Genomic DNA, 20,043 nt, shown 5'->3' with positions numbered 1-20,043 from the left:
TGGCTCGTTGATCAATTCCTCATTGAAAAAGGACCAAAGGCAATTCCGGTTCGATTGGGCCGAACCTGGCTAATCCGTTTGATCTGTGTCAACGGCGCCCGGTTTCCCAACGTGAATTTGTGTGTGTACCGGCCATCACGCCGGCGTCGAGAATACACGCGCGCAGTGATTGCCTGCGCCGCCATGCGGAGACACACAATGCTGGAAAAGGTGAATATACCCGACAGTGAACGCACCCGTGCTCTCGGATTGAGCACGATCGCTTTTACCGCCTGTTTCGCGGTCTGGACCATCTTCTCGATCATCGGAATCGAGATCAAGGTGGAGCTGGGGCTGACCGAGTTCCAGTTCGGTCTGCTCGTCGCCACCCCCATCCTCACGGGGTCGCTGAGCCGGTTGATCCTCGGTGTCTGGACCGAGAGATATGGCGGGCGCATCGTTTTTACCTCCCAGATGCTGCTGACCGCGGCGGCAACCTGGATGCTCACCTGGGCCGGGTCCTACACGATGTATCTCATCGCGGCACTCGGCATCGGCCTTGCCGGCGGATCTTTCATCATCGGCGTGGCTTACGTCTCGCGCTGGTATGACGCAGGCCGGCAGGGCACGGCGCTGGGGATTTTCGGGGCCGGCAATGTCGGTGCCGCGGTCACCAAATTTGTCGCGCCCTTCGTCATGGTGGCCTATGGCTGGCATGGCGTCGCCCATGTCTGGGCCGCGGGCCTGGCGCTCATGGCGTTGATCTTCTTTGTCTTTGCCAAGGACGATCCGGCGCTGGTCGCGCAACGCAAGTCCGGGCGGAAGTCCCCCTCGCTGGCCGAGCAGTTTGCGCCGCTGAAGAACCTGCAGGTGTGGCGCTTCTCGCTCTACTATTTCTTTGTCTTCGGCGCCTTCGTCGCGCTGGCGCTGTGGATGCCGCATTACCTGGTCGACGTCTACGGTCTGGACATACGCACGGCCGGCATGTCGGCTGCGGCCTTCTCGCTGTCTGCATCTCTGTTCCGCGCCTATGGCGGACATCTCTCCGACCGGTTCGGGGCACGGGCAGTGATGTACTGGACCTTCGGCTTCTCGTTGGCGCTATTGTTTATGCTGTCCTACCCGCCGACCGACTATCTGATCCAGGGCAAGGACGGTCCGATCGCCTTCAGCACCGAGATGGGGCAGTGGCCGTTTGTCATCACGCTGTTTGTGCTCGGCTTCTTCATGAGCCTGGGCAAGGCCGCGGTGTTCAAGCATATCCCGGTCTATTACCCCAACCATGTCGGAGCCGTGGGTGGGTTGGTCGGCATGATCGGCGGGCTCGGCGGTTTTGTTCTGCCAATCAGCTTCGGAGCGCTGCTCGACCTGACAGGCATCTACACCAGCTGTTTTGCGCTGCTGTTTGTCATCGTCGCAATATCGCTGGCCTGGATGCACCTGTCGATCCGCGCCATGGAGCAGGCTGCCCACGGTCCCGCACTTGGACGATTGCCGCAGCTGCCGGAAATGCAGGACATCCATGATCCCGAGCGGCTGGCGCAGACGCGTGTGCTGCAGGAGTGGAAGCCCGAGGACAAGATGTTCTGGGAGAGCAAGGGGCGAGGCATCGCCCGCCGCAACCTGTGGATCTCGATCCCGGCGCTGCTACTGGCCTTCTCGGTCTGGATGGTCTGGTCGGTCGTGGTGGCTCGCCTTCCGGCGATCGGTTTCGATTTCACGCAGGGCCAACTGTTCTGGCTGGCGGCTCTGCCTGGCCTGTCGGGCGCGACCTTGCGCATCTTCTACAGCTTCATGGTGCCGATCTTCGGTGGCCGGTTGTGGACGACCATCTCCACCGCGTCGCTGCTCTTGCCTGCACTTGGCATCGGCTACGCGGTGCAGAGCCCGGAAACGCCTTACCTGATCTTCCTCGTTCTGGCATTGCTGTGCGGCGTTGGCGGTGGCAACTTCGCCTCGTCGATGGCCAACATCGCCTTCTTCTATCCGAAGGCCGAGAAGGGCAATGCACTGGCCTTGAACGCCGGGCTGGGCAATCTCGGTGTGTCGGCGATGCAATTCGCCGTGCCGGTTGTGATTACCGCCGGTGTCTTCGGGGCGATGGGCGGGCAACCGCAAGCCCTGTCGGATGGCGGGCAATTGTGGATGCAGAACGCAGGCTTCATCTGGGTGCCTTTCATCATCGCCGCCACCATCGCGGCCTGGCTCGGCATGAACGACATCGCCGACGCAAAGGCAAGCTTCAAGGAGCAGGCGATCATCTTCAGCCGCAAACACAACTGGATCATGTGCGTGCTCTACACAGGGACCTTCGGCAGCTTCATCGGTTATTCTGCCGGTTTTCCGTTGCTGACGAAGCTGCAGTTCCCCGAAGTCAATGCATTGCAGTTCGTGTTCCTGGGGCCGCTTGTGGGGGCGCTGTCACGCGCCGCGACAGGATGGATCTCAGACAGGTTCGGCGGTGGAAGGGTCACTTTCTGGACCTTCCTTGGAATGATCGCTGCCGTGTTCGGAGTGATCTTCTTCCTCGGCATAAAGGAGCAGCCGGGTGCGTTCGGGGGATTCTTCTCCTGCTTCATGGCGCTGTTCTTCCTCACCGGCGTAGGCAATGCCTCGACCTTCCAGATGATCCCGGTGATCATGGCGCGCGAGGTGCCCCGCCTGATGAAGGACTTGAAGGGGGACGAACTGCAGAAGCAGGCCGGTCGCGAGAGTGCGGCGATCATCGCCTTTACATCGGCGATCGCCGCCTACGGCGCATTCTTCATCCCGAAAGCCTACGGCACGTCGATTGCCATGACCGGCGGTCCGGTGGCAGCGCTCTGGGGGTTCCTCGCCTTCTACCTGATCTGTGCGGTGCTGACATGGGCCTACTACACGAGACCCGGCGGGCTGTTGTTCGAAGTCGAACGCAGCGTCCCAGCCACACCCCTGACAGCCTGACCTGAAAGGAAAAGCAAGATGAGCCATCTGCTCGACAGACTGAACTTCTTAGCCACCAAGCGTGTCGATACCTTCTCCGACGGTCATGGTGAAACCACGATCGAAAGCCGCGACTGGGAGGATGTCTACCGCAATCGCTGGCGCCATGACAAAATCGTCCGCTCGACCCACGGGGTCAATTGCACGGGCTCCTGTTCCTGGAAGATCTACGTCAAATCCGGCGTCGTCACCTGGGAAACCCAGCAGACCGACTATCCGCGCACCCGGCCGGAACTGCCCAATCACGAACCGCGCGGCTGCGCCCGCGGCGCCAGCTACAGCTGGTATCTTTATTCCGCCAACCGGGTGAAAACACCGCTGGTCCGCGCCCGGCTGATGAAGACCTGGCGCAAGTTGCGCCCGACCCAATCGGCAATCCAGGCCTGGACGACCATCCAGTCGGATCCGGCCTTGCGCGCCGACTATGTCACGAAGCGCGGCAAGGGCGGGTTTATTCGCGCCTCTTGGGACGAGGCCACCGAAATCACCGCCGCCGCCAATGCCTACACGGCGAAGAAATACGGCCCGGACCGGGTGTTCGGATTTTCGCCGATCCCGGCGATGTCGATGGTGTCCTATGCGGCCGGTTCGCGCTATCTGAGCCTGCTCGGCGGGACCTGCATGTCGTTCTATGACTGGTATTGCGACCTGCCGCCGGCCTCGCCGCAGACCTGGGGCGAGCAAACCGACGTGCCGGAATCGGCTGACTGGTACAATGCCGGCTTCCTCATCCTTTGGGGCTCGAACGTGCCGCAGACGCGCACGCCGGATGCGCATTTCTACACCGAGGCGCGCTACCGCGGCACCAAGTCGGCCGTCATCTGCCCGGATTACTCCGAAGCGTCGAAGTTTTCCGACATCTGGCTCAACGCCAAGCAGGGTACCGACGCGGCGCTCGGCATGGCCTTTGGTCATGTGATCCTGAGGGAATTCCATATCGACCGGCAAGCCGAGTATTTCGAGGATTATTGCCGCAAATATTCCGACATGCCGATGCTGGTGCAGCTCGACAGGCGCGGCGGCTCCTACATTCCCGGCCGGCTGTTGCGCGCCTCCGACTTCGCAAAGAAACTCGGCCAGGACAACAATCCGGAATGGAAGACAGTCGGCATCGATGACGCAACCGGGGACATCGTCGTCCCCAACGGCTCGATCGGTTTTCGCTGGGGCGAGCACGGCAACTGGAATCTCGAAGAAAAGGCCGCAGGCGCACCGGTCAAGCTGCGCATGAGCCAGATCCTGGATACGGACCACGATGCAGTCGTGGGCGTCGAGTTTCCCTATTTCGGCGGCGCCGCAACCAACGGCTTCGAGGTCTGCGATCATCCCGACGTGCTGACCCGTAACGTGCCGGTCAAGAAGATCAAGCTGGCCAATAGCAAGACCGCCATGGTTGCCACGGTTTTCGACCTGTTCTGTGCCAATTACAGCCTGGACCGCGGCCTGGGTGGCGGCAATATCGCCAGCTCCTATGATGACGACGTTCCATTCACACCGGCCTGGGCGGAGAAGATCACCGGCGTTCGCCGTGACAAGATCATCCAGGTGGCGCGCGAATTTGCCGATAATGCTGAAAGGACCCGTGGCAAGTCGATGGTGATCATCGGTGCGGCGATGAACCACTGGTACCACATGGACATGAACTACCGTGCGGTCATCAACATGCTGGTGATGTGCGGATGCATTGGCCAGTCCGGCGGCGGCTGGGCGCATTATGTTGGTCAGGAGAAACTCAGGCCCCAGACCGGCTGGGCGCCGCTGGCGTTTGCGCTTGACTGGGCCCGTCCGCCTCGGCACATGAACTCGACATCGGCCTGGTACGCCCATACCGACCAGTGGCGCTACGAGACGGTGACGGCGGCGGAGATCCTGTCGCCGACGGCGCCGGAAGGCGACTGGAAGCAGCTCAGCCTGATCGATTACAACATTCGAGCCGAGCGCATGGGCTGGTTGCCGTCGGCACCGCAGCTCAGGACCAACCCGCTCGAGGTCGGCCGCGCCGCCAAGTCGTCCGGCAAGGACGTGCCAGCCTATGTCGCGGAGAAACTGAAATCCGGCGAATTGGAAATGTCGTGCCAGGATCCGGACGCACCGGAAAACTGGCCGCGCAACCTGTTTGTCTGGCGCTCAAATCTTCTCGGCTCGTCGGGCAAGGGGCACGAGTATTTCCTCAAGCACCTGCTCGGCACCGATCACGGCGTCCAGGGCAAGGATCTGGGCGAGGAAGGCCGGCAGAAGCCGATGGAAGCCAGGTGGCATGACCAGGCGCCGGAAGGAAAGCTCGATCTTCTGGTGACCATCGATTTCCGCATGTCGACCACTGCGGTCTATGCCGACATCGTGCTGCCGACGGCGAGTTGGTACGAAAAGGACGACATGAACACGTCCGACATGCACCCGTTCATCCATCCGCTTCAGGCGGCGGTTGACCCGGCCTACGAGAGCAAGACGGATTGGGAGATCTTCAAGTCGATCGCGAAGAAGTTCTCCGAGATATCGCCGGAAGTCCTCGGTGTGGAAACCGATGTGGTGCAACTGGCGTTGCATCACGACACGCCGTCGGAACTGGCGCAGCCGCAGGTTCTCGACTGGAAGCTGGGCGAATGCGACCTCGTTCCGGGAAAGACGGCTCCCGCCTATATCGCGGTCGAACGCGATTATCCGAATCTTTACAAGCGCTTTACCTCGCTTGGACCGCTCATGGAGAAGATCGGCAATGGCGGCAAGGGGATCACTTGGGACACCAAGAAGGAGGTCCATCATCTCAAGGCGCTCAACGGCACTGTGCAGGAGGAGGGAGCTTCCCAAGGGCTGACCAGGATCGATACGGCCATTGATGCCTGCGAGGTCATCCTGATGCTGGCGCCGGAAACCAATGGCGAGGTCGCGGTCAAGGCCTGGGACGCGCTCGGCAAGCACACCGGCATCGATCACAAGCACCTGGCCGAGGTCAAGCAGGACGAGAAGATCCGCTTCCGCGACATCGCGGCCCAGCCTCGCAAGATCATCTCGTCGCCGACCTGGTCGGGCATCGAGAGCGAGGAGGTGTGCTACAATGCCGGCTGGACCAATGTGCACGAACTGATCCCGTGGCGTACGGTCTCGGGTCGCCAGCAGCTCTATCAGGACCATAAGTGGATGCAGGCCTTCGGCGAGTTCTTCGTCACATGGCGTCCGCCGGTGGATCTGAAGACGGTCGGTCCGGACATCAACATCTCCGAGCGCGACAGCGAACCGCATGTGGTGCTCAACTTTATCACGCCGCACCAGAAATGGGGCATCCACTCCACCTATTCGGACAATCTGATGATGCTGACGCTCAACCGCGGCGGCCCTGTGGTGTGGATCTCGGAAGTGGACGCCAGCAAGGCGGGCCTGGTCGATAATGACTGGGTCGAGGTCTACAACTCGAACGGCGTTCTGACGGCCCGAACGGTGGTGAGCCAGCGGATCAAGGAAGGCACGCTGTTCATGTATCACGCCCAGGAAAAGATCGTGAACACGCCGGGATCGAAGATCACCGGCCATCGCGGCGGCATCCACAACTCCGTGACCCGCGCCACGCTCAAACCGACCCACATGATCGGCGGCTACGCACAGCTCTCCTACGGTTTCAACTACTACGGAACCGTGGGCTCCAATCGCGATGAGTTCGTCATCGTCCGCAAAATGACAAAGGTCGACTGGCTGGATCGCCCGTCCACCCAAGTGGAGGCAGCAGAATGAAAGTCCGCGCGCAAATCGGCATGGTGCTCAATCTCGACAAGTGCATCGGATGCCACACCTGCTCGGTGACCTGCAAGAACGTCTGGACCAGCCGCGAAGGTGTCGAATACGCCTGGTTCAACAATGTCGAGACCAAGCCCGGCATCGGCTATCCCAAGGATTGGGAAAACCAGAAACGCTGGAACGGCGGCTGGAGCCGGTCGAAGTCCGGCAAGCTGCAGCCCAAGCAGGGCGGCAAGTGGCGGATCCTGGCCAACATCTTCGCCAATCCGGATCTGCCTGAAATCGACGACTTCTACGAACCGTTCGATTTCGACTACGACCATCTGAAATCGGCCCCGGAAATGCAGGCGTTCCCGACCGCGCGGCCGCGCTCGAAGATATCCGGCGAGCGGATGGAAAAGATCGAATGGGGTCCGAACTGGGAAGAAATCCTCGGCGGTGAATTCGCCAAGCGCAGCCAGGACTACAATTTCGAGGGCATCGAGAAGGAAATCTACGGCGAGTACGAAAACACCTTCATGATGTATCTGCCGCGGCTGTGCGAGCATTGCCTCAACCCGGCCTGCGTCGCCTCCTGTCCCTCAGGCGCGATCTACAAGCGCGAGGACGACGGCGTCGTGCTGATCGACCAGGAGAAATGCCGCGGCTGGCGCATGTGTGTTTCGGGCTGCCCGTACAAGAAGATCTACTACAACTGGGAGAGCGGCAAATCGGAGAAATGCAACCTGTGCTATCCGCGCCTGGAATCGGGCCAGCCGACGGTCTGTTCGGAAACCTGCGTCGGCCGCATCCGCTATCTCGGCGTCATGCTTTATGATGCCGACAAGATCTCTGAGGCGGCTGCCACCGAGGACGAGAAGGAACTTTACGACGCCCAGCTCGGGGTCTTCCTTGACCCCAACGATCCCGAAGTGATCAAGGCGGCTCGCGCGGAGGGCATTCCGGAAGACTGGATCAAGGGCGCGCAGAATTCGCCGGTATGGAAGATGGCGGTGGAGTGGAAGATCGCCTTTCCGCTGCATCCCGAATACCGCACCCTGCCGATGGTCTGGTACGTACCGCCGCTGTCGCCGATCCAGAATGCGGCGGAAGCCGGCGCCATCGGTACCGTCGATAACATGCCGGATGTGAAATCGCTTCGCATCCCAGTGCGCTATCTCGCCAACATGCTGACCGCCGGTGACGAAGCGCCGGTGATCGCCGCCCTCGAGCGGATGATGGCGATGCGCGCCTACATGCGCTCGAAGACCGTGGATGGCGTGGTCAATCTCGGCGTCGCCAACCGCGTCGGACTCACTCCGCACCAGATCGACGACATGTACCAGTTGATGGCGATTGCCAATTACGAGGATCGTTTCGTCATTCCGACAACCCACCGGGAGCTGGTCGAGGACGCCTATGACCTGAAATCCGGCTGCGGCTTTACCGACGGCAATGGCTGCTCGTCCGGCACATCCAAAGGCAAATTGTTCGGCGGCGGCAAGAGCTTCCGCTCACCCACGGAGTTCTTGTCATGATCCGCACATTCAAAGCCCTCTCGGCCTTGCTGAGTTACCCTTCCACCGAGTTGCAGGAGGCCATTCCGGCGATCCGGGATGTGCTTGAAGCGGAAGCCATCGTCCCGGGGGGCGCGCTCTACGCCATCGAGCCATTGCTGGCCGAATTCGAGACCGGCGACATCTTCGATCTGCAGGAGCGCTACGTGCTCTTGTTCGACCGGTCGCGGACGCTGTCGCTCAACCTGTTCGAGCACATCCACGGCGAGGGCCGGGACCGGGGCGGGGCGATGGTAGACCTGCTCGAGACCTATCGCGCCAAGGGCTTCGACCTGGTCGCGACCGAACTGCCAGATCACTTACCGGTGCTGCTCGAATTCATTTCGACGCTGTCGCTTGCCGAGGCGCGCGAGATGCTGGCCGATGCCGGCCACATCATCGCCGCACTGGCCGAACGGCTGACCCGGCGCGAGACGCCCTATGCGTCGGTACTGGTCGCGTTGTCGGAGATCGCGCAGGCCTCGATCGAGACCGATGAAGCCCAGGCACTGATTGCCGAGAAGGATGACGATCCCGAGGATCTCGAGGCGCTCGACGCGGTCTACGAGGAGGCGATGGTTACTTTCGGCCCCGATCCGAACGCCGGGTGCCCCGTCAGCCGCGATATTCTTGCCCGTATGGACGCGCCCCTGCGTCCCGCCAATGCCTGACGCGAAAGGACATTCGTCATGACCTATTTCATCTTCGGGGTTCTGCCTTATCTTGCGCTGACGGTGCTGGTTGTCGGCTCGATCGCACGCTATGAGCGGGACCCGTTCACCTGGAAATCCTCGTCCAGCCAGCTGCTGCGCCGCAAGCAGCTGGTGTGGGGTTCGATCCTGTTCCATGTCGGAATCCTGGTCGTATTCTTCGGCCATCTGGTCGGTATGCTGACGCCGGTGGAGCTGTTTCACGCGCTCGGCATCAGCTACGGCTTCAAGCAGCTGCTGGCGATTGTGGTCGGCGGCATCGCTGGAGCGATGGCGATCATCGGCGGCGCGATGCTGTTGCACCGGCGGCTGTTTGATGCGCGTGTGCGTGCCAACTCGTCATTTGCTGACACCGGCATTCTGGTGCTTCTCTTCGCCCAGATCATCATCGGTATGGGCACTATTCTGGTTTCGATCCAGCATCTGGACGGTGGCGAGATGGTCAAGTTCATGGATTGGGCGCGGGCGATTTTCACCATGCGAAAGGATGCCTGGTACATCGTGGCCGACGTGCACTGGATATACAAGCTGCATATCTTCCTGGGGCTGCTGATCTTCATCCTGTTTCCGTTCACCCGGCTGGTGCACATGCTGTCGGTTCCTGTGCGCTACGTGTTGCGCCCGGGTTACCAGATCGTCCGCACTCGAAAGCACAAGGTAAATCTGGAGCCAAGATCATGAAACAGACATTCACCGACATTTCCGTCAACGGCGAAGCGATTTCGCCGGAGCTGATCGCGACGGAAGCGCAGAACCATCCGGCGCCGAAAGGCAAGCCGGGCATGGCCTGGATGGCAGCGGCACGGGCACTGGCCGTGCGCACGTTGATTTTGCAAGAGGCAAAACGGCGCGGACTTAGCCCCGATCCGATGGAAATGGCACCGGGGCTTTGGGAAACGGAGGAGGAGGCCATCATCCGGCAGGTGCTTGACGAGGCGGTCGAGACCGAGGCACCGACACCGCAAGCGGTCCGCGCTGCCTATGAGGCCAATCCGAAACGGCATCGTTCACCGGCATTGTTCGAGGCGGCGCATATCCTGTTTGCAGCCCGGCCGGATGCTGTGGTGGCCCGCAAGGTGGCGAAGGACCAGGCCGAAGCGTTGCTGGCGAAAATCAAGGCCGAACCGAAAGCCTTCGATGCGCTGGCGCGGGATCATTCGGCCTGTTCGTCGCGTGCCAATGGCGGCAGGCTCGGGCAGATTTCCGCCGGTGACACGGTGGCCGAATTCGAGGCAGCACTGTTGCGCCTGGAGCAGGGCGAGATCGCGGATAAGCCGGTGGAAAGCCGCTACGGGTTTCACATCGTCCGGCTTGATGCCCGAGCTGATGGGGAAGTTCTCCCGTTCGAGGCGGTGGAGACAGCCTTGCGCTCAGCGCTTGAAAAGACCGCTTGGGTGCGCGCCTGCCGCGCCTTTGTCGATGGGCTCGCAGAACAGGCCAATGTAACGGGAATTACGCTCAGGGTCGCCTGACCCTTTTTTGTTCAGTCCTGCCGCACCGGTCCCGGTTGCGGCAGACCATCAATCAGGCGGGCAAAGGTTCGCTCGCGTTGAACCACCCGCCGTATTTCTGGAGCATCTCGTCATGGCCCTTGCCTTCGTCAAAACAACAGAACGCGGCCTTACCGACCGGGCGCTTTCGGAATTCGCTAACCGGCTGCAGGCGGACGGGTTTCGGCTTGCCAGTGTGGTGCAAACCAATTCCGACCGCCCCGGCTCGCATCATTGCGACATGGATGTACGGGTGCTGCCCGACGGCCCGGTGATCCGCATCTCGCAGACGCTGGGTGAGGCGTCGCGCGGCTGCCGGCTTGATCCCGCAGCACTTGAACGGTCGGTGGCGCTGGTGGAGGCGGGGCTGGAAACTGTGCCCGATCTATTGATCCTCAACAAGTTTGGAAAACACGAAGCCGGTGGCAAGGGCTTCCGGCCATTGATCGCAGCTGCACTGGCCCGCGACATCCCGGTACTACTAGGGGTCAACGGCCTCAACCAGGATGCATTCAATGAGTTCAACTGCGGCTACGGCAAGGAGATCACCACCGACGCCGACCGCCTTTCCGCCTGGTTCAGGTCTGTCCAGCGAATGGCGGCTGACGGGTGCTCGGCATAAAGCCCCAAATGACCGAGATGGGTCGCGTTTCTGCGTGGCGGCATCGGCAGTTTAAGTGGGGTACGGCCACTGGTAGCGCGGAGCAGCTTACGATCAAATCTCAGTATGTTCCGCCAATTCCAGGGCATCTTCGATGTCGACGCCAAGATATCGGACAGTGTTTTCGATCTTGGTGTGGACAAGGAGGATATGGATCGCTCTGAGATTGCCTGTCGCCTTGTAGACCATCGCCGCCTTTGTCCTACGCGAGAAATGGGTGCCATAGTCCTGCGGCTGCAGACCTATTGCGGTGACCCCTTCATCAACTAACCGCTCATACTGCCGGTGCTCAGGTGCGTTGCCGGACCAACGCGGCTTGGGAAGGTATCGTCTTCCACGGTCTCATCCCTCCGTTCCAACCAGGCGAGCAGGCTCGCCCACACATCCGCTGTTATCTCGAACTGTAGCAGACGACCAGTTTTCTACCGAACGACCATAGCGCGCGTGCGGATCGCAGGTCCACTGACCGGGGTTCCGATCTTTGGCTTGAGCAGATCACAACCGCGCAGCTTGCTGTCGATTGCAAGCCCGAACAGCGCCCTGTCGCGCACTCCATTGGCCAAAATTAGCGTGAGGAGGTTAGGCGAGCATGGTGAACCAAAGGGGCCGGAAGCCAACATGGCAGCGTCCGGTCTCATTGTCGGACTGTTGCAGGATTTCGCGGCAGACGTATCTGCCTAACCTCGATGACTTTCGACTCGCGGCACTTTTTCGGTGCATCGGTTTTAACCGCACCGGCAAAAAGGCCTTCATCTCAAGATCTGCAAGCCGGGCCCGAAGGAATTGAGCCGTCCGAGCTCATTGATTGCAAATAGCAATCATTAGGCCTTGTGTGGGGTGCACAAATTCTATGATTTCGGATTGAATAAGCGTAATATATTCAGTTTTTAAATAAAACGAGGATGTGTCTCGGTCGGATCTGCTTCTCCCCCTCTCCGCAAGATCCGCGGATGTCGCCCCGAGAATCAACACGACCGAGAATGTAGACAAATGTAGACATTTGTCCTCGCGCGCGCGGCCGCGCGCGAGTAACGTTCCAAGAGACCCCGGATTGCGGCGTCTGCCTAGCGAAGACCATCTGATCGATGTCTGTTATCCAGGTGAAAGGTCCATGGGCGGCTTTTGCCAGCTAAGCCACTCCATGGAAGTGATGGCCCGCAGGGGGATGGGGAGTGCGAGTCTGAACGCAAGGCAACGGACTAGGCCGCACCCACATGAGGTTGAAAAAAGCCATAGTCGAAACAGCCCTAGCTCTGCATTTATGCCGTTCACACCATAAGAGCCCGGCAATCATTTGTCTTATCCAATTCCACTCAGCGACGAAGATGGATGGATGAGGCAAGTCGCAACGGCGCAAATCTATAAATCTTTGCTCAGGGAAAAACTGAATTCATCGAAATACAACGGCCTGCCGGACGAATAAAACTCCCGCATGGTCGGTGAGGGGGCATCTGCACCGTCTTCTCGGAAATACACAGACCCTGCGAGAAGCCGCAATTTTCTTCGCTCTGACGTTAGCAAAGCGATCTCGACGGTGCTCCGTATCCTGCTGATCTCGTCGCTCTCAGCGATGAATATCGCTCCAAGCATATCGGGGTTCTGATGGCAGTTTATGAAACCGGAGATAGATTGTTCGCTTGTGGGAAGGTCATGTCCCATTGATCGAAGCAAAGACCTCCATTCGGGATTTGAGCGCTCATAAAGGCTGACTGTGGCTTCGACGTGAGAGAGCGCTGTGACGATGTTAGGCACAATACCGGAGTTTAAGTGGGCCTCTTGTGTAGCCTCGCCGTGGATGGTTGTCCGCATCGGTCGGGTCAAAGGTTCTTTGCTCGCCTGATGTAAGACAGTGATGTTGGTCAGGTCGAATACCCAAAACCCCATTCCAGCCTCTCTATCCATTGTACTCTGGCAAAGAGCATCGCGCGGCTAGACGGTTATGTCCATCGATCAGAGTCGGTAGTAATCGACGCAGCGCATTTCAGAGCCTTCCGCACGGCGACTGGTAAGCTGAAATAAAGATTTTCCTAGAGTGCTAGGACGGTGTTAAGGCGCGCTGTCTCGCTCCCTATTTTCCGTACTCGTTCCATACAAAGCGTGCTGGCTGAGCTTAAGTCTTTGATTTTATGGCGCACCCGAGAGGATTCGAACCTCTGACCTCTGCCTTCGGAGGGCAGCACTCTATCCAGCTGAGCTACGGGTGCATCCGTGGCGCCTGGCGGGCGGCGAGTCTGCCGCAAGGGGCATGACCTGGGCGGCGCAAAGCGGCTGGCTGACGGTCTTCTAGCTGATCACGAGCGGCGCATCAACGCCGAAAATGGTTTGGACGGTCTGAATTCGCTGGCAGGTGGCGGAGGGGGCGAGACCCGTCGAGTGCGCTAGTGTGCCGGGGTTGTGGCGGGAGGAGATGACGAAAGAGGCGAAACAAACAACCACAAAGTAGGTCGCCACTCTCCGAAAGTTCTGGAGCAGTGCGGTCTACTCTATCATCGTCCTGCCAGTCATCTCGCCCTTGGTTATCAAGCATTGAATCGCCGCCATGTCGATGGCCCTGAACAACCGGAGCTTGTCTATGAGACCTTAGCGCGAGTTTCTTTCACGCAAACACTGCTGCGCTTCACCGCAGGTATTTATCTAGCAGAATTGTCCTGATGCGCTGGGTCGTGCAAACACTGGTTTCAGGGGTTCCATGGTCGGAACCGAGCGGACCGCAATAGATTCGCGCGTAAGGAGTTCCAGGCCGCCACGCTCAACCAACATGGCGATCACCATTTTGATGTAGATGGTGGCAAAGGTAGCTCCGGGACAGCGGCGCACGCCGCCGCTGAAGGCAATGAATTCATAAGCATCCGGTGCTGTCTTGGCGTCCCAGCGTTCGGGTCGGAACATTTCGGGGTCCGGATAGACGGTGGGATCCCGCTGGGTCTCGCGAGGGCACAAGTAGATTGCTGTATTAGCCGGCACTTTAATGGACCCGATTGATGTTTCGCGCACTGACTTGAGCGGAATGAAAGTTGCTGGCGGCGACAAGCGCAGAGACTCCAGCACAACTCCATTGAGATATGGCAAGTTGTTGAGTTCTTCTGTGCTTGTTTTTTTCGAGAAACCAGCAGCCTTAAGTTCGTCATGCAGTTTTGCCGCTGTCTCCGGATTGCGCGACAGCAAGATCGTCGTCCACAACGCCCCCAATGAAGGTGTGTCGATGGCCGCCCAGACTAGGGTTCCAAGGCATCCGATCTTGAAATCAAAGCTAAAAACTTGACCATCCGCGTCAGCCATGTTCAAGACCGATGTCCGAAGATTTGTATTGGCAGGTTGGCCGGCTGCTTCCTTGATCCATCCCATTAGCGTGTCCCTGACATCTTCCGCCTGCCGCAATAGGCGGTGGAATGGAAGTCCCGGAATGTTGTATTTCAGAATTCTGTTTGATATTAGATAGTTGGAAAGATTCAATCGATCTACCAGATGGCCGATATGGAGCGCCCGTTCTGCGTTCCGCTCACCAAAGAGCAGGTTGAGCGCGCATTGGATGGAGAGGTCCTTGTGAAACTTGACCAGATCGAATGTGTCCTGAGTAAATACCTTGTCTATCACCGGTTTAATAACGGCGTGCATTTCGACCGATAGTTTTGTGATCTGAGTGCGGTTCAGTGGCGCTTCGATCTGGACCGCAATGTCTCGATGGGGCTTTCCCGAAAGGCACATGTAGTTGTGTCGGATTTTTTGCTGCGCCGTGTTCGGCTTTGCACTGATGGGCCAAAGTGCGGTCATCCGCAAATCATCCCATTTAGCGTATACTTTGCGATTATTTTCAGCGCCATAAAATATAATTGCATCTGGAGGTGTTTTTTTGCCGAAAAAAGGAATTGCAATCGATACTGCGTTCCCATGCTTGTCAAGTATATTCGAAGATGTGAGAATAGGATTATTATAAAAACCGAAAAATATTCTTAATGCAGCTAGTCCACGTATTTCGGATGTGAATTGAAGTGGTTCCATGGTGTTCATTATTTTGATCCAAACGATGAATTTTAACGTCATATTGCATTGGTGGATGGCGCCAGGCAAGAGGACCCCTATTGCCGACGCGTTGGCGTTCAGGCCAGAGCAGTAGGGCGAGGCTACAGGGATCGTTCGGTAGATGCTTCAACGCAGCATTGCTCTGGTGACTGGGTGGCGGCCGGGATCGGGTGGCGTTCACCGCGTCAGTAGACCGGGATTGCGCAATCGTGCAGTCCGCGCTGCACTTGAGTATCTCCAGCTGGTGCTCAACATGTTCTGTTTGACTCAGGGAAGCTCACTGGCGCGCATTTGACGCGTGCGATAAGGAATTCATCATCCGCGACGCTGATGCGCCTCAGTGAGTCTTCTGATCAATTCGGCGCTGACGGCGTCCAGGAGGCCGGCGACATACACAGGGCGTCAAGTGTCGATGTGGGCGTCGAGCCGGTCCTTCGCCTTGCCGAGGAACGGATCCGCGAACGCACCGAAGCCGGAACCTGGACACCTGACGCCATGCGCCTCGTGTCCTGTTTTTCGGTGAGAGCAGCGGGCTTCTGCCGGGGATGGAGCGGGCAGTCACGGGAAACGACTTTCTCATACTCTCCGGCGAGCCCGTCACGTCTGCACGAGACACGAGAGCCGGGCCTCGATCTGATGTTAGATGCGCTCTGTTTGACTCAGGGAAGCTCACTGGCGAGCGTTCGGGTGCTGGGAAGGGAATTCGCCGTCCGGCCTACGGTTGCTTACCAGCGCGCCCGCAGGTCAATCTTGAGCCGGCGGTAAACTCTGGGCCGGTTTAGCCTTCGCTTTGTGTCACAGCCGGGACGGAGGTCGCCGGCACGACGAAGGAGAGCCGGAGTATGTCTTACCGAAGTAGGTGAGAATCCTCACACCGGAGATGCTGCTTGCGCCTGAAGAAGGAATTTGCTTCTTCACCGGCGGGGGCGCCTGCATAGCCGGAGACGTTGTTTATCCTTTTTGGTGAACGCGTTTTTGTCGGGCCGGAGAAGGTTTGGGTTTGAGGAGCGAGAGTGTCACGCTCCCCAATAGCTTTTGTTTTTCTTATAATTATATCTTATAAGTATCTAAACTTAATTGGAAAGCGTGACACCTGCTTCCGGGGATCCCAAGGTTATCTCCGGCCCGATAGAAGCTCGGTTTTCCGGTGGTAAATCTAGCGCACGCGTCTCATTCTCCGGCTTGGCGTCCGTCGTCGCGCGTTCTTTCTCAAGACGGCGCTGCTTCCGCTTTCTCTCCCGAGCCAGGGTTTTCTTGTGGTCATCCTTAGGCTCGGTCGACCCGTGACGTTCCATCAGTTTTTTCAGAATTCCTTCGCCGACAAGTTTGCAGCCGGCGCACTCGCGACAATCCGAACAGGGCGAAGCTTCTGGATTGCGGGCATGCGGCAGACCGAAACATGATGGCCAAAGGTCGTCTTTCTCAAACGGCTGCAGCGGCTCCGGATCGAATACAGAACGATCCGCTTCTTGACGTGCAACTGCCAGTTCGTTGTCAAACACTTCCGGTGAGACGATGCCCTCGAAAATCTCCGGCGGCATTTGCTCAAACTCAAAGCAATACCGCTGCATGACGTGTCGAAGTGGCTTGTGGAAGTCGGATGCCTGGAGTCTGACGAACTGCCGATACTCGTCCTGGGCCACCAGGCCTCGATAGTTCTCGACGCGGTATGCAGGATGCGTGACCTTGAACAGGCCGTTCCGGATTCGATCGGCCCATACCTTGTCTCGGAACGACTTCCAACTCTCCTCGGCGTTCCCAGGAAAATGCAGCTGATTGGGCTGCGGCATCATCGTCCGGTTTCTATTGAGGGCGAACTCGAAAGCTGCTTCGATGTAGAGATCGTATGGCATCCCCACCTCGTCGGCACGTTGACGAGCCTTCCAGACTTGAGTGCGGACTTGGTCGTTGTTCTTGAGACTAGTTGCCTTGATGCCGCTTACGTTCGAGGCCAGTCCTTTGTCGACCACTTGGGCAATCTTCCGCCGGAAGACGTCCTGGTATGTTCTTACAAAGAGCATGGTGGCCCTATACGGGGAGATGAACCGATAATCGAACCACTTGGAAGCAAAGAGGCTCGGCTCCGCTGCCAGCGTCTTTCGATCGAACACTTCGCCGGCGCGAAGCAGGTGTTTGATCCGAACTGAATGTGTTTGCTGTGCTTTTTGCATAGTTTCTCCTTCGCAGAACTTGGGGGTTCTCCGGCGAATATGGTTGGGATTTCTGGGCACACGGTGCTCAGCGCACCGCTTTCTCGCAATATAGCAAGCAGCGGGAGGCGTGACGCCGATTTCTCAATTATTATTCGCAGCCGGTGAGATTACTGACATTTGCTCCGTGCAGCGATGGTGCACAGGTGGCTGGAGACGTTTGTCCCCCCCGAAGGCAAGACGGCGGAATCGTTTGCCTGGTCAGGTTCGAGGCCGTCTCCTATTGCCGGTAGTCGAGAGCTGTCGTGCTAGCACTGTCTGAACAACGACATTAAGTCCGAGGGGTGACCGCATAGCGGTGCAGACCCGTTGCGCGAAGAAGCACATTCGAGGTCGAACGAATGGAGGATGTATATCTATCGTGCATTGCGCGGCAAGGCTTTTCCGATCGAGTCCGGTGATCCGCGACTTAGAAGCCCGCGCTGGAGAAATACGTATCGTTGCCGCCAGGGCGAAAACGCACGAGATGCCGTTTACCTGCCTCCGGACGGGTGCTGCCGGCGCCCGCGCATACCGATGCGACCTTTACATCACCGCCAAAAACGCAAATTCCGGCGTTCCTTGTCAATTTAGGGTAAAGTTAGGGTTAAGTGGCTCTTAGGCGGACTAAGAAGCAGGCAAGGTTCTGGCGCGATGATGCAAGCCCAGCGGGTGCATTTTCGGCTGATCTGCAAGGTCGAAGTTGACAAAATGTAAAGGTCGTCACACCTCTCAGCCTCCCGCCCAGGTAGGTGGCTAGCCGGCGCCGGACTTCGGTGGCACCAGAAAGCATCCCCTTGATTGACACTTGATTTTTCTAGGACTTCGCTTCCCCCCGGGTCGTCGCTCACGCTGTTGTCATCGACTGATTGGACAAGGTCGTCGCGGTAATCAAGCCGTCTGAGATCGCTGACTGATCCGGACGTCACCCAAGGCGGTCGACAAGGTCGACGGCGCGGAGATGACTGTAGCGCTGGAGCATGCGCAGCTCCTTGTGTCCGGAGATGGTCGCGGTCTCGATGACGTTCAGTCCACGCTCAAGAAGACGCGAGACACCCTCGTGACGGAGATCGTGAAACCGGAGGTCAGGGATGCCAGCGCGCTGGCGCAGGTGTCCCCAAGTCTGTTGCACGGCGCTTCTTGTGCTGGGTATTACTCGGCCATCAATCTGCATGCCCCTGAGCGTCTGGAGCGCATCAAGCGCACGGGTGCTCAACGGCACATCCCGGCTCTCTCCGTTCTTGGTCATGTCCAGATGGGCAATGCGCTTGTCGAGATCGATGTCAGACCAGGTCAATGAAAGCATCTCGCCCTGACGCATGGCGGTCTCGATGGCGAGGATGATGAGGGGGCGCATGTATTCACTGCGCCCATCGTCGGCTGCATCGAGAAGGCGCTGCTCCTCACCGGCCTCAAGGCGACGATCACGACCGCGCGGCGGGGCAGGGCGGCGTATCAGCCGGACAGGGTTCTGCGGCAGGTGCACGCCCCACTCCTTGCGTCCCACGTCAATCGCATGCGCCAGCGTGTTCAGCTCACGGATGACGCTCGAGGTTGAGACGGACTTGAGACGCATGTCTCGATAGGTAGCCACGTCTACAGACGACAGCATGGCAAGCGTCCGGTGCGCAATGTCACGCTTCATAAGAGCCTTGATGCGATAGCCCTCGGTCGCCGCGCTGCGCTTGTGTGGTGTAATCTCTTGGAGATAGCGCTCAAGAAGCTCGCGGACCGTCATGCGCTCGGCGAGACGCGTGTCTTGCAGTGAGCCGGAGCGGTCGAGTTCAGCTTCGAGTGTCCGCGCCCATCGCTCGGCATCGGCTTTCGTTTCGAAGCCTTTGGCACGAGGGGGAATTCCTTTACGTCTGACCTGGGCTTGCCATTTGCCTCTGAGCCTTCGGATCGTCGCCATGAAGCACCTCCTTGTTTTGTGCCTCTAACGCGTAGGATGCCCCTCTGAAGCCGCCAAGGAGGTTTCCGGAGTTCAGTGTGATCAGATTGTGCCGGGAGGCGATGGCGCACGCCTGTGGTGACGCTGAAGGGAAATGGATGCCTATCGGATCAAGGAGTTATCGCACTCAAGCAGTGCCAGAGAGCGCTGCCTTTGATAGGCAGGACACTCAAGTGTAGAGTTTCCCTGTAAGAGATTGCAGTAGTGTCTGCCAATGATCGAACAGCTCACGCGCGCAGTCATCAAAAATAATCTGATTTCCGCCATCATCGAAAACGATCGAGTCACCACCATGCCCTCCTTCTTCCAAGCCATCGACTTGCCAACCCGCTGCGACAATGTGTGTATTAGCTATGTGGGTCATTCCAGTTGACGTCTGGTGCCCCGCACCGCCGATCCGCACATGTTTGGAAGCGTTCGTGACGTCCCGAATATACCCGAATTTCGAATTGCTATTCTGAGTAATTTGCCAGAAACGTCCTTTGCTCGAGAGGGGTATGCCGTAATGTATTTCGAGATCAGGCCTAAATTCATCGAATAGCCACTCGTGAAAATGGAAAAGTGAGGTGGCAAGATTTAGTGCCGTCGCGAACGTGCTGCTGGTATTAAAGAACGCCTTTTTATTCGGTGTCAGCACTTCCAGAAAATAGTCTTCTGCATGGCTCAGCGACGTTGTTTTTTGGTGGTTTTCCGTGTTCATTTTGAATAGCCCCGAGTTTTCTAGACGCCCTCGGTTTTCATTTCTTGCTGCCGTTCGAACTCGACGGGCGACAGCATCCCGTTCCTGGCATGCTTGC

Annotated in this window: 12 protein-coding genes, 1 tRNA gene and 1 pseudogene; 7 read left to right on the top strand and 7 right to left on the bottom strand. The window is 58.4% G+C overall.

Annotated features, from left to right (window positions below):
- Positions 1 to 198: 198 nt before the first annotated feature.
- From CRO46_RS15545 to CRO46_RS15515, 7 genes are all read left to right on the top strand, one after another.
- Positions 199 to 2,922, top strand: coding sequence for a nitrate/nitrite transporter (locus CRO46_RS15545; protein WP_097108726.1), 2,724 nt, complete (start codon positions 199 to 201; stop codon positions 2,920 to 2,922).
- Positions 2,923 to 2,940: 18 nt separating this feature from the next.
- A complete protein-coding gene (locus CRO46_RS15540) occupies positions 2,941 to 6,687 on the top strand; it encodes a nitrate reductase subunit alpha (RefSeq protein WP_097108725.1) in 3,747 nt (1,248 codons plus the stop codon).
- On the top strand, positions 6,684 to 8,207 hold the full coding sequence (narH, locus tag CRO46_RS15535; RefSeq protein ID WP_097108724.1) for a nitrate reductase subunit beta: 1,524 nt from the start codon (positions 6,684 to 6,686) through the stop codon (positions 8,205 to 8,207). Before CRO46_RS15540 ends, narH begins: the two co-directional genes overlap by 4 nt.
- Complete coding sequence (gene narJ / locus CRO46_RS15530; protein ID WP_097108723.1) at positions 8,204 to 8,896, top strand: nitrate reductase molybdenum cofactor assembly chaperone; 693 nt, start codon at positions 8,204 to 8,206, stop codon at positions 8,894 to 8,896. Before narH ends, narJ begins: the two co-directional genes overlap by 4 nt.
- 18 nt (positions 8,897 to 8,914) lie before the next feature.
- On the top strand, positions 8,915 to 9,616 hold the full coding sequence (gene narI, locus CRO46_RS15525) for a respiratory nitrate reductase subunit gamma (protein ID WP_097108722.1): 702 nt from the start codon (positions 8,915 to 8,917) through the stop codon (positions 9,614 to 9,616).
- A complete protein-coding gene (locus tag CRO46_RS15520) occupies positions 9,613 to 10,407 on the top strand; it encodes a peptidylprolyl isomerase (RefSeq protein ID WP_097108721.1) in 795 nt (264 codons plus the stop codon). The genes narI and CRO46_RS15520 overlap by 4 nt, the downstream gene beginning before the upstream one ends.
- Before the next feature lie 112 nt (positions 10,408 to 10,519).
- A complete protein-coding gene (locus CRO46_RS15515; protein ID WP_097108720.1) occupies positions 10,520 to 11,047 on the top strand; it encodes a DUF2478 domain-containing protein in 528 nt (175 codons plus the stop codon).
- Between the two features lie 93 nt (positions 11,048 to 11,140).
- On the opposite strand, the pseudogene CRO46_RS20180 reads toward CRO46_RS15515, so the two are convergent.
- The 7 genes and pseudogenes from CRO46_RS20180 to CRO46_RS15475 all read right to left on the bottom strand — a co-directional run.
- Positions 11,141 to 11,637, bottom strand: a pseudogene (locus tag CRO46_RS20180) (tyrosine-type recombinase/integrase); the annotation flags it as partial.
- Between the two features lie 808 nt (positions 11,638 to 12,445).
- Positions 12,446 to 12,970 (bottom strand): hypothetical protein, encoded by a 525-nt coding sequence (locus CRO46_RS15505; protein ID WP_097108719.1) that lies wholly within the window; start codon positions 12,968 to 12,970, stop codon positions 12,446 to 12,448.
- 243 nt (positions 12,971 to 13,213) lie between these two features.
- Positions 13,214 to 13,290: transfer RNA gene (locus CRO46_RS15500), tRNA-Arg, on the bottom strand.
- Positions 13,291 to 13,720: 430 nt separating this feature from the next.
- A complete protein-coding gene (locus tag CRO46_RS15495; RefSeq protein WP_179759085.1) occupies positions 13,721 to 15,094 on the bottom strand; it encodes a cytochrome P450 in 1,374 nt (457 codons plus the stop codon).
- A 1,085-nt stretch (positions 15,095 to 16,179) separates the two neighbouring features.
- Positions 16,180 to 17,277 (bottom strand): hypothetical protein, encoded by a 1,098-nt coding sequence (locus tag CRO46_RS15485; RefSeq protein WP_097108716.1) that lies wholly within the window; start codon positions 17,275 to 17,277, stop codon positions 16,180 to 16,182.
- A 943-nt stretch (positions 17,278 to 18,220) separates the two neighbouring features.
- Positions 18,221 to 19,207: an integrase gene (locus CRO46_RS15480; RefSeq protein WP_097108715.1), complete on the bottom strand. Its 987-nt coding sequence runs from the start codon at positions 19,205 to 19,207 to the stop codon at positions 18,221 to 18,223.
- A gap of 208 nt (positions 19,208 to 19,415) precedes the next feature.
- The coding region (locus CRO46_RS15475; RefSeq protein ID WP_210421532.1) for a hypothetical protein at positions 19,416 to 20,043 on the bottom strand (628 nt) is incomplete at its 5' end.

The sequence above is a fragment of the Parahoeflea halophila genome (genome assembly GCF_900220985.1).
GTDB lineage: Bacteria > Pseudomonadota > Alphaproteobacteria > Rhizobiales > Rhizobiaceae > Hoeflea > Hoeflea halophila.
Note: the sequence above shows the minus strand (reverse complement) of the source record. Positions and strands in the feature narration are given on the sequence as shown.